At 71.6% G+C, this 20,294-nt stretch carries 19 protein-coding genes and 1 pseudogene; 10 read left to right on the top strand and 10 right to left on the bottom strand.

The features are described from left to right. Both AC07DI_RS23840 and ctaC read right to left on the bottom strand, forming a co-directional pair. Positions 1–194 (bottom strand): annotated as a pseudogene (locus AC07DI_RS23840) (aa3-type cytochrome oxidase subunit I); the annotation flags it as partial. Beyond that, positions 191–1,153, bottom strand: coding sequence for an aa3-type cytochrome oxidase subunit II (gene ctaC, locus AC07DI_RS23835; protein WP_384263874.1), 963 nt, complete (start codon positions 1,151–1,153; stop codon positions 191–193). The pseudogene AC07DI_RS23840 and the gene ctaC, both read right to left, overlap by 4 nt. Positions 1,154–1,525: 372 nt before the next feature. Between ctaC and AC07DI_RS23830 the strand changes: the two genes are divergently transcribed. After that, the gene (locus AC07DI_RS23830) at positions 1,526–2,902 is read left to right on the top strand and encodes an aminotransferase class V-fold PLP-dependent enzyme (protein ID WP_478906013.1); all 1,377 of its coding nucleotides are present in this window, start codon (positions 1,526–1,528) and stop codon (positions 2,900–2,902) included. Positions 2,903–2,925: 23 nt separating this feature from the next. On the opposite strand, the gene AC07DI_RS23825 is transcribed toward AC07DI_RS23830, so the two are convergent. Beyond that, positions 2,926–3,900, bottom strand: coding sequence for a carbohydrate kinase family protein (locus tag AC07DI_RS23825; RefSeq protein WP_384263869.1), 975 nt, complete (start codon positions 3,898–3,900; stop codon positions 2,926–2,928). A 133-nt stretch (positions 3,901–4,033) separates the two neighbouring features. Here AC07DI_RS23825 and AC07DI_RS23820 point away from each other — a divergent pair, with 133 nt between their 5' ends. Both AC07DI_RS23820 and AC07DI_RS23815 read left to right on the top strand, forming a co-directional pair. After that, a complete protein-coding gene (locus AC07DI_RS23820; protein WP_478906026.1) occupies positions 4,034–4,261 on the top strand; it encodes a hypothetical protein in 228 nt (75 codons plus the stop codon). A 207-nt stretch (positions 4,262–4,468) separates the two neighbouring features. Next, on the top strand, positions 4,469–5,965 hold the full coding sequence (locus tag AC07DI_RS23815; RefSeq protein ID WP_478906012.1) for a hypothetical protein: 1,497 nt from the start codon (positions 4,469–4,471) through the stop codon (positions 5,963–5,965). Positions 5,966–6,079: 114 nt separating this feature from the next. On the opposite strand, the gene AC07DI_RS23810 is transcribed toward AC07DI_RS23815, so the two are convergent. Beyond that, positions 6,080–6,436 (bottom strand): HesB/IscA family protein, encoded by a 357-nt coding sequence (locus AC07DI_RS23810; RefSeq protein WP_030933606.1) that lies wholly within the window; start codon positions 6,434–6,436, stop codon positions 6,080–6,082. 299 nt (positions 6,437–6,735) lie between these two features. Between AC07DI_RS23810 and nadA the strand changes: the two genes are divergently transcribed. Then, positions 6,736–7,935 (top strand): quinolinate synthase NadA, encoded by a 1,200-nt coding sequence (gene nadA, locus AC07DI_RS23805; protein WP_478906011.1) that lies wholly within the window; start codon positions 6,736–6,738, stop codon positions 7,933–7,935. Positions 7,936–8,094: 159 nt separating this feature from the next. On the opposite strand, the gene AC07DI_RS23800 is transcribed toward nadA, so the two are convergent. From AC07DI_RS23800 to AC07DI_RS23785, 4 genes are all read right to left on the bottom strand, one after another. After that, the gene (locus tag AC07DI_RS23800) at positions 8,095–8,775 is read right to left on the bottom strand and encodes a response regulator (RefSeq protein ID WP_384263493.1); all 681 of its coding nucleotides are present in this window, start codon (positions 8,773–8,775) and stop codon (positions 8,095–8,097) included. Continuing rightward, entirely contained in the window at positions 8,772–9,992 is a 1,221-nt protein-coding gene (locus tag AC07DI_RS23795) for a sensor histidine kinase (protein WP_384263496.1), read from the bottom strand. Before AC07DI_RS23795 ends, AC07DI_RS23800 begins: the two co-directional genes overlap by 4 nt. Positions 9,993–10,264: 272 nt before the next feature. Then, on the bottom strand, positions 10,265–10,543 hold the full coding sequence (gene pspAA, locus AC07DI_RS23790) for a PspA-associated protein PspAA (RefSeq protein WP_384263498.1): 279 nt from the start codon (positions 10,541–10,543) through the stop codon (positions 10,265–10,267). Between the two features lie 26 nt (positions 10,544–10,569). Beyond that, positions 10,570–11,364, bottom strand: a complete 795-nt coding sequence (locus AC07DI_RS23785; RefSeq protein ID WP_478906010.1) for a PspA/IM30 family protein — start codon at positions 11,362–11,364, stop codon at positions 10,570–10,572. A 302-nt stretch (positions 11,365–11,666) separates the two neighbouring features. Between AC07DI_RS23785 and AC07DI_RS23780 the strand changes: the two genes are divergently transcribed. The 3 genes from AC07DI_RS23780 to AC07DI_RS23770 all read left to right on the top strand — a co-directional run bounded on the left by AC07DI_RS23780 (position 11,667) and on the right by AC07DI_RS23770 (position 14,225). Beyond that, complete coding sequence (locus AC07DI_RS23780; protein ID WP_478906009.1) at positions 11,667–12,287, top strand: DUF3043 domain-containing protein; 621 nt, start codon at positions 11,667–11,669, stop codon at positions 12,285–12,287. A 74-nt stretch (positions 12,288–12,361) separates the two neighbouring features. Continuing rightward, a complete protein-coding gene (locus tag AC07DI_RS23775) occupies positions 12,362–13,069 on the top strand; it encodes a class I SAM-dependent methyltransferase (protein ID WP_384263505.1) in 708 nt (235 codons plus the stop codon). Positions 13,070–13,157: 88 nt separating this feature from the next. Further along, positions 13,158–14,225 carry a S1C family serine protease gene (locus AC07DI_RS23770; RefSeq protein ID WP_478906008.1) on the top strand — a complete coding sequence of 356 codons (1,068 nt, stop codon included), beginning with the start codon at positions 13,158–13,160 and terminating at the stop codon, positions 14,223–14,225. A 103-nt stretch (positions 14,226–14,328) separates the two neighbouring features. Here the strand turns inward: AC07DI_RS23770 and AC07DI_RS23765 are convergent, their stop codons facing one another. After that, positions 14,329–14,565, bottom strand: coding sequence for a hypothetical protein (locus AC07DI_RS23765; protein ID WP_384263510.1), 237 nt, complete (start codon positions 14,563–14,565; stop codon positions 14,329–14,331). A gap of 102 nt (positions 14,566–14,667) precedes the next feature. On the opposite strand from AC07DI_RS23765, the gene AC07DI_RS23760 reads away from it, so the two are divergent. Further along, positions 14,668–15,894 carry a bifunctional adenosylcobinamide kinase/adenosylcobinamide-phosphate guanylyltransferase gene (locus AC07DI_RS23760; protein WP_478906007.1) on the top strand — a complete coding sequence of 409 codons (1,227 nt, stop codon included), beginning with the start codon at positions 14,668–14,670 and terminating at the stop codon, positions 15,892–15,894. Between the two features lie 24 nt (positions 15,895–15,918). Here the strand turns inward: AC07DI_RS23760 and AC07DI_RS23755 are convergent, their stop codons facing one another. After that, positions 15,919–17,001 carry a class I SAM-dependent methyltransferase gene (locus AC07DI_RS23755; protein WP_478906006.1) on the bottom strand — a complete coding sequence of 361 codons (1,083 nt, stop codon included), beginning with the start codon at positions 16,999–17,001 and terminating at the stop codon, positions 15,919–15,921. Positions 17,002–17,180: 179 nt separating this feature from the next. On the opposite strand from AC07DI_RS23755, the gene cobT reads away from it, so the two are divergent. Together cobT and AC07DI_RS23745 are read left to right on the top strand one after the other, a co-directional pair. Further along, positions 17,181–18,287 (top strand): nicotinate-nucleotide--dimethylbenzimidazole phosphoribosyltransferase, encoded by a 1,107-nt coding sequence (gene cobT / locus AC07DI_RS23750; protein ID WP_478906005.1) that lies wholly within the window; start codon positions 17,181–17,183, stop codon positions 18,285–18,287. A 77-nt stretch (positions 18,288–18,364) separates the two neighbouring features. Continuing rightward, positions 18,365–20,131 (top strand): phosphatidylglycerol lysyltransferase domain-containing protein, encoded by a 1,767-nt coding sequence (locus tag AC07DI_RS23745; RefSeq protein WP_478906004.1) that lies wholly within the window; start codon positions 18,365–18,367, stop codon positions 20,129–20,131. The last annotated feature ends 163 nt before the right edge of the window (positions 20,132–20,294 follow it).

The following is a 20,294-nucleotide window of genomic DNA, read 5'->3' as shown; positions in this document are numbered from 1 at the left end:
AAGAGCGCCATCACACCGCCGATGCAGAAGAACGCGAACGACGTGACCAGATACAGCGTGCCGATCGTCTTGTGGTCAGTGGTGGTCAGCCACTTGATGACGACGTTTCCCGGCTGCTTGCGCCTGACCGGCAGCTCGTCCTCGTACGAGTCTTCTGCTGCCGCGGCACCCTGGGGTTCGTTGAGGATGCTCACAGGTTGTTCGTCTCCCGGTTCTTCTCGTGGGGCGTCTGCTCGATGCCGGCCGGGATGTAACCGGTCTGGTTCTTCTTCACCAGGTCCTCGAGGTGCTGCTTGTAGCGCTCGGGAGAGACGACCTTGACGTTGAAGAGCATCCGGGAGTGGTCGACGCCGCAGAGCTCGGCGCACTTGCCCATGAAGGTGCCCTCCTTGTTCGGAGTCACCTCGAAGGCGTTGGTGTGGCCCGGGATGACGTCCTGCTTCATGAGGAACGGCACCACCCAGAAGGAGTGGATGACGTCACGCGAGGTGAGCACGAAGCGGACCTTCTCGCCCTTGGGGAGCCAGAGGGTCGGGCCGGGGTTGCCGTTCTGCGGGTTCCGCTCGCCGGGCGTGCCGACTTCGTAGACGCCGTTGGCCTTGGCCGGGAAGTCCTTGCGGAACTTGTCCGGGATGGCCGCCAGGTCCTTGGAGGTCCTGGCGTTGTCCTTGCCGCCGCCCGGAACGTTCTCGACGTAGTTGAAGCCCCAGCTCCACTGATAGCCGACCACGTTGATGGTGTGGGCCGGCTTCTCGTCGAGCTTGAGGAGCTTGGACTCGTCACGTGCCGTGAAGTAGAAGAGCACCGACACGATGATGAGGGGCACCACCGTGTACAGCGCCTCGATGGGCATGTTGTAGCGCGTCTGCGCCGGTACTTCCACCTTGGTGCGGCTGCGCCGGTGGAAGATGACGCTCCACAGGATCAGACCCCAGACCAGGACGCCCGTGGCGAGCGCTGCCGCCCACGAGCCCTGCCAGAGGGAGAGAATCCGCGGAGCCTCTTCCGTTACCGGGGTGGGCATTCCAAGGCGGGGGAAATCCTTGTATGTGCAACCGGTGGCGGTCGCCAGGATCAGGCCCGCAGTCAGCACCTGCGGCAGCTTCCGCCGCATCGGGCGCCGCGACGAGCGGTCGGAGCCGTTGGGACTCACGTAGCGCCTTCCCGAGAGTCTCGCCCGCGCGATCGGCTGCGGCCTTCACGCTGGTAGGTCGCCGCCCTGCGTCGGGCAGGGGTTTGGATGTTTATGCGGACCAAACCCTACTGGACGCTATTTGGGGTCGCGCGGGGAGGGTGCCTAACGCGCCGCGGGTCACTCCGAAGGGTGGGACGGGGCACTGTCGGGCGCTTTCTGACGGAGGGTCGGGGCGCCTGTGAGCTCGGCGGAATCTGCTGATCCGCGGGTGTGGGCCGGTGGGGGCTTGTCGCGCGGTTCTCCGTGCCCCTGGGGAGCGCCCCTTGCGGGGCGGCTCCCTCAGACGCTCCCCCGGAGCGTCTCGGCGAGCCGACGTCTTAGCGTGGGCGTGTGGCCTACTTCGATGTTGCTTCCTCCGCTCCCCTTCATCCCGTTGCGCGGCAGGCCCTGGTGGCCTCGTTGGACGAGGGGTGGGCCGATCCGGCGCGGCTGTACCGGGAGGGGCGGCGGGCCAGGCTGCTGCTCGACGCCGCGCGCGAGGCGGCCGCCGACGCGGTGGGGTGCCGACCGGACGAGCTGGTCTTCACCACCTCGGGGACCCGGGCCGTGCACTCCGGGATCGCGGGCGCGCTCGCGGCGCGTCGGCGTGTCGGGGACCACCTGATCGTGTCGGCCGTCGAACATTCGTCGGTACTCCATTCGGCCGAGGCCCATGAGCGCGGCGGCGGCGCGGTGACCGAGGTGCCGGTGGACCGGGGCGGGGCGGTGGCCCCCGACGGGTACGCCGACGCGCTGCGCGAGGACACCGCGCTCGCCTGTCTGCAGTCCGCCAACCACGAGGTCGGTACCGTGCAGCCGGTCGCCGAGGTCGCCGAGGTCTGCCGCGCCGCCGGGGTGCCGCTCCTGGTGGACGCCGCGCAGTCGCTGGCCTGGGGACCCGTCGAGGGGGCCTGGTCGCTGCTGACCGGAAGCGCCCACAAATGGGGTGGCCCGGCGGGGGTCGGGCTGCTCGCTGTACGAAAAGGGGTGCGCTTCGCGGCGCAAGGTCCCGCCGACGAGCGGGAGTCGGGGCGTGCCGCCGGGTTCGAGAACATTCCGGCGGTCGTGGCGGCGGCGGCCTCGCTCCGGGCGGTGCGGGCCGAGGCCGCCGCGGAGGGGGCACGGCTGCGGGAGCTGACGGAGCGGATCAGGGCCCGGGTGCCGGGGCTCGTGCAGGACGTGGAGGTGGTGGGCGATCCGGTGCGGCGCCTTCCGCATCTCGTCACCTTCTCCTGTCTCTATGTCGACGGGGAGACGCTGCTGCACGAGCTCGACCGGGCGGACTTCTCCGTCTCGTCGGGGTCCTCGTGCACCAGCTCGACGCTGACGCCGAGCCATGTGCTGCGCGCCATGGGTGTGGTCAGCGAGGGGAACGTACGGGTGTCGCTGCCGTTCGGGGCCGACGAGGCGGACGTCGAGCGGTTCCTCGACGTGCTGCCCGGGGTCGTGCGGGGGGTCCGGGAGACGCTGGGGGCGCCGGTCGCGGGCGGGGACGGGTCCGCGGCGGCCGTCACCGTCGACGCGCTCGGGATGAGCTGCCCACTGCCGGTCATCGAGCTGGCCAAGGCGGTCGGGCGGGTACGGGTGGGCGGCACCGTCACGGTCCTCGCCGACGACGAGGTGGCGGCCGTGGACATCCCCGCCTGGTGCTGGACGCGGGGGCAGGAGTACGTGGGCGAGCGGCCGGCGGACCACGGTGTCGCGTACGTGGTCCGCCGGAGCTCGTGACGTGCCGGGGCTCTGCGGCCGGGTCAGGCCAGGTGCGGCTGGACCTCGGCGGCGGCCGCGTGGCCGTACGCCTTGGTGAAGCGGTCCATGAAGTTGCTGCGGCGCAGCTCGTACTCCTGCGTGCCGACGGTCTCGATGACCAGAGTGGCGAGCATGCAGCCGACCTGCGCGGCGCGCTCGTGGGAGACGCCCCAGGCGAGGCCGGAGAGGAAGCCCGCGCGGAACGCGTCGCCGACGCCGGTGGGCTCGACCTTCGCCTCCTCCTCCGGGACGCCGACCTCGACCGGGTCCTGGCCGACGGCCTCGATGCGGACGCCGTTCGCGCCGAGGGTGGTCACGCGGTGGCCGACCTTGGCGAGGATCTCGGCGTCGGTCCAGCCCGTCTTGGACTCGATGAGCCCCTTCTCGTACTCGTTGGAGAAGAGGTACGTCGCGCCGTCGAGGAGCGTGCGGATCTCCTCGCCCTCCATGCGCGCGATCTGCTGCGAGAAGTCGGCGGCGAAGGGGATCGCGCGGCTGCGGCACTCCTCGGTGTGCCGCAGCATCGCCTCGGGGTCGTCCGCGCCGATCAGGACGAGGTCGAGGCCGCCGACGCGGTCGGCCACCGTCTTCAGCTCGATGAGGCGGGCCTCGCTCATCGCCCCCGTATAGAAGGAGCCGATCTGGTTGTGGTCGGCGTCGGTGGTGCAGACGAAGCGTGCGGTGTGCAGCGTCTCGGAGATCCGGACCGAGGCGGTGTCGACGCCGTGCCGGTCGAGCCAGGCGCGGTACTCGTCGAAGTCGGAGCCCGCGGCGCCGACCAGGATGGGGGTGGTGCCGAGCTGCCCCATGCCGAAGGTGATGTTGGCGGCCACGCCGCCCCTGCGGACATCGAGGGCGTCGACGAGGAAGGACAGGGAGACCGTGTGCAACTGATCGGCGACCAGCTGGTCGGCGAAGCGGCCGGGGAAGGTCATCAGGTGGTCGGTGGCGATGGAGCCGGTGACTGCAATACGCACGGCTGGATGCTCCTGTGGAGGAGAGGAGGGATTGACAGTTCACGCTACCGGGTCGACACACGGTCGCTGAAGTGCCAAAACTACCCAATAGTAGGGCTTTTTTCGTGGGTGGCGAGATGCGTACGGTGCCGTTATGACCGTTATCCCGAAAGATGTCGCCCCGCGGCGCCGCGCCGCGCTCACCGTCGACGCACCCGAGAGCATGGAGACGCTGCGCGGGGACTGCGCCCGCATGGCACCGCACTGGACAGTGCCCGCCGTGGCCGCCTCCGCCCCCGTGCCGCCCTCGCTGATCCACGGGATCACCGTCCCTTCGGCGTCCGCACGGCTGATCGACGAAATGGCCGAGTACGGAGACTGAACGAGGGCGGCAGATCCGAAAGACAGGCCCTGGCGCGCGTCGGTGTGAGGCCCGCGCGCGCGGAGGGGAACCGCACGCTCCCCTGCTGCGTCCCATCGCCGTCCCCCGTAAAGGGGAACGGAGCTACGACGAAGCCCAACTGTGGGATGCCAGGGGCACCCAGCTATGGGATGTCCGGGACAGCAGTGCAGTCGAAGGAGCGATGCGGTGAGCACCGAGCGATCGGATCATGAGGCGACCGAGCCGCAGCGGCGGCGTTCCCGCCTGGCCGTCGTCTCGGTCGCGGCCACCGTGCTGCTGGTCGGCGGCGGTGGCGCGTACTTCGCGGCGACCGCGTCCGGCGGTGGCGGCAACGGCGGCGGCGACGGGGCACCCGCGGGGGACGGCGGCACTCCGCCGCCACTCACCCTGGACGGGTATCCGGGCGACGACCGGCAGGACGGCGGCGGCAACGGCATCGCGCCGGGCGAGCCCGACCCGCACGGCGCCACGTACCGGGTGACCGGCACGCTGCCCGAGGGCCCGAAGTCGGCCGCCGTGTACCACGCGCGCGGCGAGGCCACCCGGGCCGAGGTGCTGAAGCTGGCCGGGGCGCTCGGCGTGAGCGGCACGCCGACCTCGCGGGACGGCGCCTGGAAGATCGGCCCGGACCGCGACGGTTCGGGACCTTCCTTGCAGGTCAACATGGAGGCGCCCGGCACCTGGACGTACACCGCGCACGGTGTCGGCGGCACCGACAACTGCCTGAAGGGCAGGCCCTGTTCCGGCGCCGCCACGGGACCGGGCGGCGAGCTGGGTGACGCGGTGAGCGAGAAGGCCGCGAAGAAGGCGGCCGCTCCCGTCCTGAAGGCGCTGGGCCAGGACGACGCCAAGCTGGACGCCCGCCAACTGATGGGCGCCGTCCGGGTGGTGAACGCCGACCCGAAGATCGGCGGCCTGCCGACCTACGGCTGGTCGACCGGGATCCAGGTCGGTTCGGGCGGCGAAGTGGTCGGCGGAAGCGGCCAGTTGAAGGCGCCGGTCAAGGGCGCGACGTACCCGGTGATCAGCGCCCGGGAGGCCCTGGACCAGCTGAACAGGCCGGGCGGCGGCCACGGCCGCGTCGCGATCGGCGGCTGTGCGACCGCGGTGCCGCACGCCGACGACAGCACGAAGGCCGAGGGCGGCGGCGGGCCGGAGAAGCAGGCGCCCTGCGAACCGTCGTCCGCGCCGCCGAAGCCGCAGCCGGTCGCCGTCAGCGGCGCCACGTTCGGCCTCGCGACGCACTCCGTGGACGGCCGCCAGACCCTCGTACCGTCCTGGCTGTTCGACGTGAAGCCGCAGGGCGCGCGGGACACCTTCACGGTGACGCACCCGGCGGTCGACCCCGCGTATCTGAGGTCACCCGGGGCCCCGGGCACGCCGCCGTCCGGCGGGAAGCCGGGCGGGGATCAGGGGGACGAGCGGAGCACGGCGCGGGTGGAGTCCTACAGCGCCGACGGGAAGTCGCTGACCGTGCACTTCTGGGGCGGGGTGTGCAGTGCGTACTCCGCGTTCGCGAAGGAGGACGGCGACCGCGTGACGGTCAAGGTCACCGAGACGCACGAGAAGGACAAGGTCTGCATCAAGATCGCCAAAAAGCTGTCGAGGACGGTCACGCTCGACAAGCCGCTCGGTGACCGCAAGGTCGTGGACGCCACGGGCGAGACCGTGCGGCGGAAGTAGCGGCGCGCGCGGCAAGCAAGTCACGAGCAGCACGTACGAAGGCGGCGGCCCCCCGGAAGTCCGGGGGGCCGCCGCCTTCGTACGTACGTCTACGACGTCCGCGCGCCTACAGGTCTAGCTGAAGGAGTCGCCGCAGGCGCAGGAGCCCGTGGCGTTCGGGTTGTCGATCGTGAAGCCCTGCTTCTCGATGGTGTCCACGAAGTCGATGGAGGCGCCGCCCAGGTAGGGAGCGCTCATCCGGTCGGTGACGACCTTCACGCCGTCGAAGTCCTTGACGACGTCGCCGTCGAGCGAGCGCTCGTCGAAGAACAGCTGGTAGCGCAGGCCCGAGCAACCGCCGGGCTGAACGGCGACGCGCAGCGCCAGGTCGTCCCGGCCCTCCTGCTCGAGGAGGCCCTTGACCTTGGCCGCGGCGGCGTCCGACAGGAGGATGCCGTCGCTCACGGTGGTGGTCTCGTCCGATACGGACATCTGCTTCTCTCCCGGGTTGTACGGAGACTGCTTGCCGACGGTTGCAACCGGCGGGGCCGCGGATTCATTCCGGGCCGAGCGCTTACGTCCTTGCCCCTTCATGCTCGCACATGGCGTCGAGCGGGACACCGGACTGGGCGACGGCGAATGCGTCACATCGACACTATGGCCATCGTCAAACTGACGTGAAGCGGATATGATAGATAACGTCAAATCGACGAAAAGGATCCCCGGTGCCAGCCCCCGGCTCCACCGGAGCGGCTCCGCCGCGCATACACAGATCAGAAAGGGTGCGTGTCGTGACCACCGCCCAGTCCCCCGTGGACCTCGATGTCCAGCCCACGCCGCTCGCTCTGCTGCTGCTCGGCCGCGAGGCCGACCCCAGGAGCGAACGCGGCGTGGAGTGCCCCGGCGATCTGCCGTCCCCCTCCGACCCGGACCTGGTGGAGCGCGCCCGCGCCGCCAAGGAGAGGCTCGGGAGCAAGGTCTTCGTGCTGGGCCACCACTACCAGCGCGACGAGGTCATCCAGTTCGCGGACGTCACCGGCGACTCCTTCAAGCTGGCACGTGACGCGGCCGCCCGGCCCGACGCCGAGTACATCGTCTTCTGCGGCGTGCACTTCATGGCCGAGTCCGCGGACATCCTGACGACGGACGACCAGAAGGTCGTCCTGCCGGACCTGGCCGCCGGCTGCTCGATGGCCGACATGGCCACCGCCGACCAGGTCGCCGAGTGCTGGGACGTGCTGACCGAGGCCGGGATAGCCGAGCAGGTCGTGCCCGTCTCGTACATGAACTCCTCCGCCGACATCAAGGCCTTCACCGGCAAGCACGGCGGCACGATCTGCACGTCCTCCAACGCCAAGCGCGCCCTGGAGTGGGCCTTCGGGCAGGGGGAGCCCGATGCGACGAAGGTGCTGTTCCTGCCCGACCAGCACCTCGGGCGCAACACGGCGGTCCGCGACATGGGCTTCTCGCTCGACGACTGCGTGGTCTACAACCCGCACAAGCCGAACGGCGGCCTGACGCCCGAGCAGCTGCGCGACGCGAAGATGATCCTGTGGCGCGGGCACTGCTCGGTGCACGGGCGCTTCTCGCTGGAGTCCGTGGAGGACGTACGCGCGCGGATCCCCGGCGTGAACGTCCTGGTGCACCCCGAGTGCAAGCACGAGGTCGTGGCCGCGGCGGACTACGTGGGCTCCACGGAGCACATCATCCAGACCCTTGAGGCGGCCCCCGCCGGTTCCAAGTGGGCCATCGGGACCGAGCTGAATCTCGTACGCCGCCTGGCGAACCGTTTCGCCGCCGAGGACAAGGAAATCGTCTTCCTCGACAAGACGGTCTGCTTCTGCTCGACCATGAACCGGATCGACCTGCCGCACCTGGTCTGGACACTGGAGTCGCTGGCCGAGGGCAAGCTGGTCAACCGGATCGAGGTCGACCGGGAAACGGAGCAGTTCGCGAAGCTGGCGCTGGAGCGGATGCTGGCGCTGCCGTAGGTCTGTCGCTCCTGGTCTGTCGCTCTTCTCGCGCGTAAGGGGCGCCCGCTATTGCGGGTGCCCCTTACGCGTTCCCAGCGCTCTGTAGCTCTGCGCTCCGTGGCTCTGCGCGCCGCGCGACAAGTCTGCTTCCGAGGGCGTCGTACGGCGCCTCTCGTGTCACTCCACCCGTGGACGGACCAGGCCCGATTCGTACGCGATCACGACGAGTTGCGCCCGGTCGCGGGCGCCGAGCTTCGCCATCGCGCGGTTCACGTGGGTCTTCACGGTGAGCGGGCTGACTTCGAGGCGCTCGGCGATCTCGTCGTTCGAGTGGCCGCCCGCGACCTGGACGAGGACCTCGCGCTCGCGGCCGGTCAGCGCGTCGAGCCGCTCGCCGCGCACCGGCATGTCGCCGTCCAGGCCGTCGCCCTGCGCGAGGAACTTGGCGATCAGGCCCTTGGTGGCCACCGGGGAGAGCAGCGCCTCGCCGGCCGCCGCGATCCGGATGGCGCCGAGCAGTTCGTCCGGTTCCGCGCCCTTGCCGAGGAACCCGGAGGCGCCCGCGCGCAGCGACTGCACCACGTACTCGTCGACCTCGAACGTCGTCAGCATCACCACGCGCACATGAGCCAGCGCCGGGTCGGCGCTGATCATGCGGGTGGCGGCGAGGCCGTCCGTGCCGGGCATCCGGATGTCCATCAGGACCACATCGGCCCGCTCCGACCTGGCGAGCTGCACCGCCTGGGCACCGTCGGACGCCTCGCCGACCACCTCCATGTCGGCCTCGGAGTCGACGAGCACCTTGAACGCGCTGCGCAGCAACGCCTGGTCGTCGGCGAGCAGTACGCGGATCGTCACGCGGTCCCTCCCTTTGCCGTGGTGACGGGCAGGATCGCATGGACGCGGAATCCTCCGCCGTAGCGGGGGCCCGCCGTGCAGCTGCCGCCGAGCGCCGTGACGCGTTCGCGCATGCCGATGAGGCCGTGGCCGCCGCCGTCGGTGTTCCGCTCGTCCGTCCCGTCGTGGCCGGGGCCGTCGTCGATGACGGTGACCTCCACGTTCGGCCCCACCCGGACGACGCTCACCTCGGCCTTGGCCTCCTGCCCCGCGTGCTTCTGCACATTGGTCAGCGCCTCCTGGATGATCCGGAACGCGGCGAGGTCGACGGCGGCGGCCAGATCGAGGCCGACCTGGCCGAGGGCCACCTCCACGGGCAGCCCCGCGTTGCGGAACGACTCCACGAGCTCGTCGAGGCGGTGCAGGCCGGGGGCCGGTTCGGTGGGCGCCTCGGGGTCGCCGCTCTGCCGCAACAGGCCGACGGTGGCGCGGAGTTCGTTGAGCGCGGAGCGGCTGGCGTCCCGTACGTGCGAGAGCGCCTCCTTGGCCTGGTCGGGCCGCTTGTCCATGACGTGCGCGGCGACGCCCGCCTGCACGTTGACCAGGGCGATGTGGTGGGCGACCACGTCGTGCAGGTCGCGGGCGATCCGCAGGCGCTCCTCGGCGACACGGCGCCTGGCCTCCTCCTCCCGCGTGCGTTCCGCCCGCTCGGCGCGCTCCCTTATGGCGTCCACGAAGGCACGGCGGCTGCGCACCGCGTCGCCCGCGGCGGCGGCCATGCCGGTCCAGGCGAAGATGCCGAGGTTTTCCTGCGCGTACCAGGGCAGCGGCCCCGAGAGCATCGCGACGCCGGTCAGCCCGGCCATCGTGACCAGGCCGATCCGCCAGGTCGTGGAGCGGTCCGTGGTGGACGCGACGGTGAACAGCGCGATGACGGCGCACATCACGACGGGGGCGCGGGGTTCGCCGGTGAGCAGCTCGACGATGGAGGCGGCGCAGGTCGCGGCGAGGACGGACCACGGGGCGCGGCGACGCAGGACCAGGGCGAGGGCGCCGAGCGCCATCAGGAGCAGGCTGGGGGCGTCGGGGGTACGGGTGCCCCAGGTGGGGCCGTGTTCCCCGTAGGGCTCGGCGAAGGAGCCGACGACCATGCAGACGAGGACGGCGGTGGCGAGGACGGCGTCCACGGCCAGCGGATGCGATTTGGCCCAGCCGCGGCCTCGGACGAGTGTGGTCACCGCTCAACCGTACGGGGGCCTGGCGGCCGGCTGGAGCGGGTCTTGGGTACTGGCCCACCGGGCGGGGGTTTGGGGGGTGGGGGCTTAAGGGGGCTGGAGGGGGCTGGCTTTGCGGGTGCGGGTTGTGTGGGGCTGGGTGCGCAGTTCCCCGCGTCCCTGGGGGGTGGCTTGGACTGGCTTTCGCTGCGGGTCTTGTGGGGTTGAGCGCGCAGTTCCCCGCGCCCCTACGGGCGCGCCCCTTGCGGGGCGCCTCCAGTTGGTGGCTCGGGGGGTCAGCCGGGGATCAAGCCGTCGTCGCTCAGCATGGTTCTTACCTCGTCCAGGGTCGCGTCCGGGGCGGGGAGGATCAGTTCTGAGGGTTCGAGGGCGTCGTCCGGGAGGGGGGTGCCGAGTTCCTGGACCTTGTCCAGGAGTGCGTGCAGCGTGCGGCGGAAGCCGGGGCCGTCGCCGCGCTCCATCTCGTCGAGCAGCTCGTCGTCCAGCACATTCAGTTCGGCGAAGTGGCTGTCGGCCAGCTCCACCTGCCCCTCCCCCATGATCCGTACGATCATGTGGTCCTCCTCGGACGTGCGTAGGGCTACTGCTTGTCGAAGCGCGGGGTGTCCTGCGGCTGCTGCGACTGGGGACGACCCTGGCCGCCCTCGATCGCCTGCTGCCCGCCGCTGGAACCTCCGGCGAGCTCCGCCTTCATGCGCTGCAGTTCCAGCTCTACATCAGTACCACCCGAGAGGCGGTCCAGCTCGGACTGGATGTCGTCCTTGGCCAGTCCGGAGGAGTCGTCGAGGGCACCGGAGGCGAGCAGTTCGTCGATAGCGCCGGCCCGCGCCTGGAGCTGCGCGGTCTTGTCCTCGGCGCGCTGGATCGCCATGCCGACGTCGCCCATCTCCTCGGAGATGCCGGAGAAGGCCTCGCCGATCCGGGTCTGGGCCTGGGCGGCGGTGTACGTCGCCTTGATCGTCTCCTTCTTCGTGCGGAAGGCGTCGACCTTGGCCTGGAGCCGCTGCGCCGCCAGAGTGAGCTTCTCCTCCTCGCCCTGGAGCGTCTGGTGCTGCGTCTCCAGGTCCGTCACCTGCTGCTGGAGCGCGGCACGGCGGGACAGGGCCTCGCGGGCCAGGTCCTCGCGGCCGAGGGCGAGCGCCTTGCGGCCCTGGTCCTCCAGGGTCGACGACTGCTTCTGGAGCTGGGTCAGCTGCAGTTCGAGGCGCTTGCGGGAGGTCGCCACGTCGGCGACTCCACGACGGACCTTCTGCAGCAGCTCCAGCTGTTTCTGATACGAGTAATCGAGGGTTTCGCGCGGGTCCTCGGCCCGGTCAAGGGCCTTGTTCGCCTTCGCGCGGAAGATCATCCCCATACGCTTCATGACACCGCTCATGGGCTTCGCGCGCCCCCTTCTGACGGACTTCCAGCTCCAGGTACTGCTCAGAACCCACAGTACGGGCCCTGCATCCATTACCGCACTGTTCGCGGGCCGATGCGCTCATCCCCAAGGACGACTGCCGACGGCGCCGCTCCGGCGTAAGGAGTAGGTGCGCCCCTGTGAACCGGCCCCACGCGCCTGGGAACGTCCCGCACGGCACACCTCGGCTCCTGCCGCATACCGCCTGCTACGTCCCCTTAGGCACATAAATCAAGACGCCCGGCGTTGCCGGATCGTTCCCCGCCTGGCCGACGTCCATGCCTGAGCACCCCGTACCCTTGGCTTTTGTGTTCCGTAGCCGATCCAAGGAAGAGAAGGCCCCGGCCGCGCCGGTGACCGACTCCAAGCAGCCCCGTGACCCGCAGGCCCCCAAGGGCCGCCCCACCCCCAAGCGCGCCATGGCCCAGTCGCAGCGGCGCAGCGTGACGAACACGCCGTCGTCGCGCAAGGAGGCCGCCAAGCGGCAGCGCGACGAGCGCCGCATCCAGATGGCGAAGCAGCGCGAGGCGCTTGCCAGCGGTGACGAGCGGTTCCTGCCCGCCCGTGACAAGGGTCCCGTGCGCAAGTTCGCGCGCGACTTCGTGGACTCGCGCTTCTGCATCGCCGAGTACTTCCTGCCGCTCGCGGTGATCATCCTCGTCCTGAGCATCGTCCGCGTGCCCCAGCTGCAGAACATCGCGCTGCTGCTCTGGCTCTTCGTGATCGTCCTGATCATCGTCGACTCGGTCGTCACCGCGTTCCGCCTGAAGAAGCGTCTCGCCGAGCGCTTCCCGGACGAGAACCGGAAGGGCGCCGTCGCGTACGCCCTCATGCGCACGCTCCAGATGCGTCGGCTGCGGCTGCCCAAGCCGCAGGTCAAGCGCGGAGAGCGGCCCTGAGCGGATTCACCGGCGGGGCCGGCGCCTGGCTGGAGAAGCTGGGCGGCCTGCGCAACGCCGTCCGGCAGGAGCTGGTGGCCCGCCAGCTCGACGAGCAGATAGTCGCGCGCTTCCCCGTGGGGCAGCGACTGCGGATACTCGACGTCGGCATGGGCCAGGGCACGCAGGCGCTGCGGCTCGCCCGCGCCGGTCACAAGGTCACGGGCGTCGAGCAGGACCCGGCCATGATCGCCAGTGCGCGTACGGCGCTCGCCGCGGAGCCCGAGGGCATCCGGGGGCGGGTGCGGATCGTCGAGGGCGACGGACACCAGACCGGAGTGCACTTCCTGCCCGGCAGCTTCGACGTGGTGCTCTGCCACGGCGTACTGATGTACGTCGAGGAGCCCGACGCGCTCCTCGCCGGACTCGCCCGGATGCTGGCGCCCGGCGGGCTGCTCTCGCTGCTCGTGCGCAACGCGGAGGCGCTGGCCATGCGTCCCGGCATCGCCGGGGACTGGGCGGGGGCGCTCGCCGCCTTCGACTCCACCACGTACCGCAACAGGCTGGGGATCGACGCCCGCGCGGACCGGCTCGACGCGCTGACCTCCACGCTGGCGGGGATCGCGGCGCCGCTGCAGGTCTGGTACGGCGTGCGGGTCTTCACGGACACCGTGGCCGACGGGACGCCGCTGCCCCCGGAGTGGGAGCTCGAGGCGCTGCTCGCCGCGGAGGAGCGGGCGGGACGGACCGATCCCTACCGGCGGGTGGCCGCGCTGCTGCACCTGTGCGGAGTGCGGGACTAGCGGGTCCTGGGGGGGCGACCGGGCCGGTGACGCCTGTTCGGCCCCCTAAGTCTGGGCGCCTCGGGACGACGAATCCGACACTCGGGGCATGACTGCCTCACGTATCCCTGCTGCCTCACGTATCCCCACTGCCACCTTGGCGTGCGTCGCCGCTCTCGCCCTCGTGGGCGGCTGCTCCTCCTCCGATTCCGGCGGCTCCGGCAGGTCCACCACGCAGGCCGCGCCGGCCGCCGCGAGCGATCTTCAGGACGACTACCAGAAGGTGATCAAGGACGTCCTGCCGTCGGTCGTCCAGGTGGACGCCGGTGACAGCCTCGGCTCCGGGGTCGTCTACGACGGCAAGGGGCACATCGTCACCAACGCCCATGTGGTGGGCAAGGAGAAGCGCTTCAAGGTGACCACAGCCACCGGCGAGCAGGCCCTGAGCGCCACGCTCGTCGCGAGCTACCCCGAGCAGGACCTCGCCGTCATCAAGGTGGGCGACGTGCCGAAGGGGCTGAAGGCCGCGGAGTTCGGTGACTCGGCCAAGGCCGAGGTCGGGCAGATCGTCCTCGCCATGGGCTCCCCGCTCGGCCTCTCCTCCAGCGTGACCCAGGGCATCGTCTCGGCCACCGGACGCACCGTCAGCGAGGGCCGCACCGGCGGCGGCACGGGGGCCACCATCGCCAACATGGTGCAGACGTCGGCCGCGATCAACCCGGGCAACAGCGGCGGCGCGCTCGTCGGTCTCGACGGGAAGGTCATCGGCATCCCCACGCTCGCCGCGAGCGATCCCGAGATGGGGAACGGCGCGGCGCCCGGCATCGGCTTCGCCATCCCGTCCTCGATGGTGCGCACCGTCGCCGACCAGATCGTCAAGGACGGCAAGGTCACCGACTCGGGGCGGGCCGCGCTCGGCATCACCGGCCGCACCGTCCTCGACGACGACTACCGGCCCGCCGGGGTCGCCGTGGCCGAGACGCGGCAGGGCGGCGCCGCGGCCGGGGCGGGTCTGCGGGCCGGGGACATCATCACGGGGCTCGGCGGCACGGACATCACCACGATCAACTCCCTCTCCGAGGCACTCGCCGCGGCCGAGCCCGGCCAGAAGACGAAGGTCACGTACGTGCGTGACGGCTCCGAGAAGACGGCCGAGGTCACGCTCGGGGAGATGTGAGGGCCGGGGAGGAGGCCAGGGCACGCGACGCGCGAGAGGCGGCCGCCGGATTCGGCTGCCGCCTCCCTCGGGGCGTGTGCTGCGCGGAGCGCCGCGTGACGGCTTACGCCGAAGCGTCCTCCGTGTCCTGCGCGTCGTCCGCCTGCAGGCTCATCGGCCCGTAGATCTTGTTCGCGTCCTCGAAGAGGGACACCTGGTCGGCGCCGCCCTCGGACAGTTCCTTCCAGTACTCACCGACCCAGGACTCGGCGTCCCCCTGCGTGGTGAACTCCTCGGGCTGCACCGCGGGCTGGACCTCCGTCCCGTCCGCCTTCTCGAACCGCCACGTCCATGCCGCCATGTCAGCCTCCCGAAGGTCCCGTGTGCGGTATGAGAACCGCCTGCATGCGCTTGAAGCGTAGCCGGGCGCGCGGCGCTGGACCCGACGCGGGAGGATCTTCGTGTGGAACTGACTCTGCTCGGCACCGGCGCCCCCGGTGGTCTGCCCCTGCCCGACTGCCCCTGCGCGGCCTGCGCGACCGCGCTGGGCGGTGCGGCACGGGCCGCGACCGCCCTCCTGGTGGACGGCGTCCTGCTGCTCGACCTCACCCCCGGCGCGGCCCTCGCGGCGGCCCGCGCCGGGCACTCGCTCGGCGGAGTGCGCCAGGTCCTGCTCTCCCATCCGCACGACGGACCCGCCGTCGAGGTCCCCGCGGGCCTCCCGCAGCCGGGCCGGGTCGCCGACGGGCGTGAGCTGGCACTGCTCACCGGCCACCGGGTGCGCGCGGTGGCCCTCGACGCGCCCGGCTCCGGGTACGAGGTGACGGGGCCCGACGGCGAACGGCTGCTCTACCTGCCGCCCGGCGGCGCCGCCGCGGGGATCACCGAGGGGAACGGCGCCGCCCCGGGCAACGGCGGGCAGACACCGTACGAGATGGTGCTCGCCGATGTCGTCGGGCGCCCCGACGGGCTCGCCCGGCTGCGCACGGCCGGGGCCATCGGCGCCACCACCGACGTGATCGCGGTGCACATCGGCCACGAGGCGCCGCCCGGCGCGGAGCTGACGCGCCGACTGGCCGCGGCGGGGGCGCGGGCCGTGCCGGACGGGTCGACGCTCGTGGTCGGGGCCTACGAGGACGTACCGGACGTACCGCGCCGCACCCTCGTCCTCGGCGGCGCCCGTTCGGGCAAGTCGCTGGAGGCCGAGCGGCGCCTGGAGGCCTTTCCCGACGTCCTGTACGTGGCGACCGGCGGGACCAGGAGCGGTGACACGGAGTGGGCCCGGCGGGTGAGCGTGCACCGCGAGCGGCGCCCCGGCTCCTGGCGGACCGCTGAGACCTGCGACCTGGTGCCGCTGCTCGCGCAGGACGGGCCGCCGCTGCTCATCGACTGCCTGTCGCTGTGGCTGACCCACGTCATGGACGAGGTGAGGGCGTGGGACGACGCCGAGTGGGCGGGCGGCGGCGAGCGGGCGCTGCGGGGGCGGGTCGCCGAGCTCGCGGACGCGGTGCGTGCCACCCGGCGCACGGTCGTCGCCGTCTCGAACGAGGTCGGCTCAGGAATCGTCCCCGCGACCGCGTCGGGCCGCCGCTACCGCGACGAACTGGGCCGCCTGAACGCCACGTTCGCCGCCGAGTGCGAGCATGTGCTGCTCCTCGTGGCGGGGCAGGCCGTGCTGTTGCGCGGCTGATACGTGGGGGCTGGTGGCCGGGGGCTATTGGGCATACGTCGACTCGTCGCCCCTGCGCGCGATGACCCGGTAGGTGTTGGCGAAGCCCACGCGGGTGAGCAGCGGTGAGAGGACCGTGTCCAGGGCGCGGGCCAGCGCCACCACCGGCACGGCGGCCCACCGCGCGGCCCGGCGCAGCCTCAGCTGGAGCGGGGGCGCGGGCCTGGCCCGCCACGGGACGTCGGGCTTCGGCATGCGGCAGTTGAGGAAGAGCGCCACCGCCGCGCTCAGGTCGGCGGGGGCGTGCGGCGTGCGGCGTTCGACGGCGACGACCGTGAAGCCCAGCTCCGTGAGCTCCGCGCGGAGGTTGGCGAGCGGCACGAGGTGCAGGTGGCGCGGCTGGTGGTACGACGCCCACCACTTGCCGAGCAGCCCGGCGAAGCGGCACTCGGGGTCGGGGGCCTCGATCAGGAGGTGGCCGCCGGGGCGCAGCACGGTTCTCGCGGCCTTGAGTTCCGCGCGTGGGTCCGGGCTGCGCTGCAGGCTGTGGAACATGCTCAACGCGTCGTAGCGGCCCGCGAGCAGCCCCGCGAGGTCCGTCAGGGACCCCTGGTGCCCCTCCTCGACGCGGCCGGTCCGCACCGCCTTCTCGATGCCCACGCCGCGGTCGAGGCCGTCGAACGAGGTGTACGGCAGGACCTGCGCGGCCACTGCGGGGAAGTGCCCTGCGCCGGTGTCGACGTCCAGCCAGCACTCGGGTTCGTCGAACGCGGCGAGGGCGCGGGCGGCGGCGAGGCGGCGCTTCGTGCCGGACCCGGCGCCGAACGGCCGCACCGGTTCCCTGCCACCGATCCCGTCCCGGGGGTCCCGGTGGTAGAAGTCCAGGCCCGCCGGGGTCAGGCGCGGGTTCTGGAAGGTGTGGGCGCAGTCGCCGCACCGGACGAGGGTGAAGCTGCCCGGCTTGTGCTGGATCAGGTCGGTGGTGCGCAGCCGCACCCGCAGCCGCTCGGAGCCGCACCAGGGGCAGTCGGTGCGGCGGGGTTCGTGGAAGCGCTCGGTTCCCCGGGCGAGTTCGGCGAGGTAGGCGGGGCGCCGGGCGGCGACCCGTCGGGCGGCGTCCGTGGTCATGGTCGTACTCCTGGAGCGTAGGAGCCTGGGAATCAGGTGAAACGTTGTCTAGTACGACAATCCTCTACAGCAAAGGATCTAAGGGGATCTAAGGCGACCCAAGGGAGCATTCCCGCCCAGATGGGGCCGCCATGCACCGTTCGAGCGGCATCGCCACCGCTTTCGGTACTGTTCGCCGAATGAGCTCGCTGAATCTCGACGACTTCACCGACCTGATCGAGCGGCCCGACGGCGGGGTGCGCCGCGACGCCGAGGAACGCAGGGCGCGGCAGAGCGTGCCGCCCGGTTCGCTCGGCCGCCTCGACGAACTCGGCGAATGGCTCTCGGCGGCCCAGTCGGCCGTGCCGGTGCGGCCGGTGGAGCGACCGCGCGCGGTGCTGTTCGCGGGCGACCACGGCGTCTGCGAGCTCGGCGTCTCGGCGCGGCCCGCGGGAAGCGCCGCCACTCTCGTGCGGTCCGTACTCGCCGGTGAGAGCCCCGCGGCCGTCCTCGCACGCCGCCTCGACGTCCCCGTACGGGTCGTCGACATGGCTCTGGACTGCGATCCGGCCGAGCTGCCCGCCGAGGTGGCGGGGCACCGGGTGCGGCGCGGCTCCGGGCGTATCGACATCGAGGACGCGCTGACCTCGGAGGAGGCGGAGCGGGCGGTCCGCGCGGGCATGGCCGTCGCCGACGAGGAGGCGGACTCCGGCACTGATCTGGTCGTGCTCGGCGACATCAGCGTGGGCGGCACGACGGCCGCCGCGACGCTGGTCGCCGCGTTGTGCGGGACCGACGCGTCCGTGGTGACCGGGCGGGGCGGTGAGCCCATCGACGACCTGGCGTGGATGCGCAAGTGCGCGGCCGTGCGGGACGCGCTGCGGCGGGCCCGGCCCGTGCTGGGCGATCAGCTGGAGCTGCTCGCGGCGGTGGGCGGCGCCGATCTGGCCGCGATGACCGGGTTCCTGCTGCAGTGCGCGGTACGGCGTACGCCGGTGATCCTCGACGGCGTCGTGGCGTCGGCGGCCGCGCTGGTGGCCCAGCGGGTCGCCTTCCGGGCGCCGGACTGGTGGCTTGCGGGCCACGACAGCGGGGAGCCCGCGCAGGCCAAGGCGCTCGACCGGATGGCGCTCGACCCGCTGCTCGCGCACGGCGTGAAGGTCGGCGAGGGGGCGGGCGCGTTGCTGGCGCTGCCGTTGGTGCGGGCCGCTGCGGCGTTGTCGGCGGAGTTGCCGGAGCGGGAGCTGGAGCTGGAGCTGGAGCCTTCGGCGCCGGAAACGGAGGCTTCGGTACCGCCCGCCGAGTAGGCACTGCCCGTTCGTTCCGCCGACGGGACACCCGCCCGCGACAGGGGCACCTCCCGTTGCCCATATGATCCCTTTTCATGGGAGATGAGCAGCTCGTCGCCGGGCGACCGAGAGAACACACCGTCATACAGCGCCGTGCCGCCGGATTCGCCGTCTGGTACCTCCGGGCCGTCACGTTCATCAACTTCCTGAGCGCGGTCTGGGTCTCCCTCGGGCAGGATCTGCGCCAGCACAACACGGAGAACCTCTTCACGCCGTACCTGCTGACCGCGGGCTTCGCCTCGGGGGCGTTCACGCTCTTCCTGGCGATCACCATGCGGCGCCGCAAGCGTGCCGCATGGATCCTCAACCTCGTGCTCGGCGGGCTCTTCCTGCTGCTCTTCGCCTTCGCGATGATCTTCCCGGAGATCCGTGCGTACGCGCAGAACTGGATCTCGCTCGGGCTGACCGCCGCGTTCGTCGCGGCGCTGATCGCCGGGCGCAGGGAGTTCTACGCCAAGGGCGACCGCGCCAACCCCAAGCTGGCGTCGGCCGTCGCGGTCGGCGGGCTCCTGGTGACCTCGCTGCTCGCCACGCTGCTCGTCACCGTCACCAACCACGCCCACGACGACTACCGCTCGACCTTCCTGGACCGCTGGCGCTACGGCGTCATGCGGCTGGTCTCGCTGGCCGCCGACGACAAGCGCTTCGAGGGCATCGCGACGCCCGGCTGGGTCAACGTCACCATCAACGTCCTGAGCGCGCTGCTGCTCTGCGCCGTCTTGTACGCCGCCTTCCGCTCCCGCCGCGCCGTCGACCCGCTCACCGAGGGGGACGAGGAACGGCTGCGCGTGCTGCTCGACCGGCACGGCGACCGCGACTCGCTCGGCTACTTCGCGCTGCGCCGCGAGAAGAGCGTCGTCTGGTCGCCCACCGGCAAGGCGGCCGTCGCCTACCGCGTCGTCGGCGGGGTCTCGCTGGCCTCCGGCGACCCCATCGGGGACCCGGAGGCGTGGCCCGGCGCGATCGAGCCCTGGCTCGCCGAGGCCCGTGAGCACGGCTGGATCCCGGCGGTGATGGGCGCGAGCGAGGAGGCGGGCACGATCTACGCCAGGCACGGCCTCGACGCCCTGGAGCTGGGTGACGAGGCCATCGTGGAGATCGCCGACTTCACGCTGGAGGGGCGGGCCATGCGTACCGTCCGCCAGGCCTACAACCGGGTGAAGCGCGCCGGGTACACGGTCCGCATCCGCCGGCACGAGGAGATCCCGCACGAGGAGATGGCCGAGTTGCTGCGGCGCGCCGACGACTGGCGCGACGGAGCGACCGAGCGCGGCTTCTCGATGGCACTCGGACGGCTCGGGGACCCGGCGGACGGCCGGTGCGTGATGCTCGAATGCACGGACGGCGAGGGCGCGTTGCGGGCGGTGCTCTCCTTCGTGCCGTGGGGGCCGCACGGGCTCTCCCTCGACCTGATGCGGCGTGACCGCGACTCTGAGAACGGCCTGATGGAGTTCATGGTCATCGAACTCCTGCAGCGCGCCCCCGAGATCGAGATCACGCAGGTCTCGCTCAACTTCGCGATGTTCAGGTCGGTCTTCGAACGTGGCTCACGGCTCGGCGCGGGCCCGGTCCTGCGCCTGTGGCGGTCGCTGCTCAGCTTCTTCTCGCGGTGGTGGCAGATCGAGTCCCTCTACCGGGCCAACGCCAAGTACCGGCCGATCTGGGAACCGCGCTTCCTTCTCTTCGAGAAGAGCGTCGATCTGCCGCGCATCGGCATCGCGTCCGCCCGCGCGGAGGGCTTCCTCGAAGCGCCGGGACTGCCGAAGTGGCTGCACCGCAAACACCTGGAGTCCAGACGATGAGACCGCCGGCCCGCTACGCACGCGCCGAGTGGGGAGCCCTCTTCTCCACGGTGCGGCGCGCACTCGTCGCCCGACGGTGGCGGGCCGTCCCCATGACACTGACCGCGGTCTGTCTCACCGCGCTCTGCCAGTACGCGCAGAACCAGTCCTGGGGCTATCAGTT

This window comes from Streptomyces sp. NPDC044106, assembly GCF_056433985.1.
This window is presented reverse-complemented; position numbering and strand designations above follow the sequence as displayed.

Excerpts from the sequence above, each read along its gene's own strand:
- AC07DI_RS23820 (WP_478906026.1), top strand. The coding sequence starts at position 4,034 with ATGACCGTTATCCCGAAAGATGTCGCCCCGCGGCGCCGCGCCGCGCTC.
- AC07DI_RS23810 (WP_030933606.1), bottom strand. The coding sequence starts at position 6,436 with ATGTCCGTATCGGACGAGACCACCACCGTGAGCGACGGCATCCTCCTG.
- pspAA (WP_384263498.1), bottom strand. The coding sequence starts at position 10,543 with ATGATCGTACGGATCATGGGGGAGGGGCAGGTGGAGCTGGCCGACAGC.
- AC07DI_RS23785 (WP_478906010.1), bottom strand. The coding sequence starts at position 11,364 with ATGAGCGGTGTCATGAAGCGTATGGGGATGATCTTCCGCGCGAAGGCG.
- AC07DI_RS23780 (WP_478906009.1), top strand. The coding sequence starts at position 11,667 with ATGCCTGAGCACCCCGTACCCTTGGCTTTTGTGTTCCGTAGCCGATCC.
- AC07DI_RS23770 (WP_478906008.1), top strand. The coding sequence starts at position 13,158 with ATGACTGCCTCACGTATCCCTGCTGCCTCACGTATCCCCACTGCCACC.
- AC07DI_RS23765 (WP_384263510.1), bottom strand. The coding sequence starts at position 14,565 with ATGGCGGCATGGACGTGGCGGTTCGAGAAGGCGGACGGGACGGAGGTC.
- AC07DI_RS23755 (WP_478906006.1), bottom strand. The coding sequence starts at position 17,001 with ATGACCACGGACGCCGCCCGACGGGTCGCCGCCCGGCGCCCCGCCTAC.
- cobT (WP_478906005.1), top strand. The coding sequence starts at position 17,181 with ATGAGCTCGCTGAATCTCGACGACTTCACCGACCTGATCGAGCGGCCC.
- AC07DI_RS23745 (WP_478906004.1), top strand. The coding sequence starts at position 18,365 with ATGGGAGATGAGCAGCTCGTCGCCGGGCGACCGAGAGAACACACCGTC.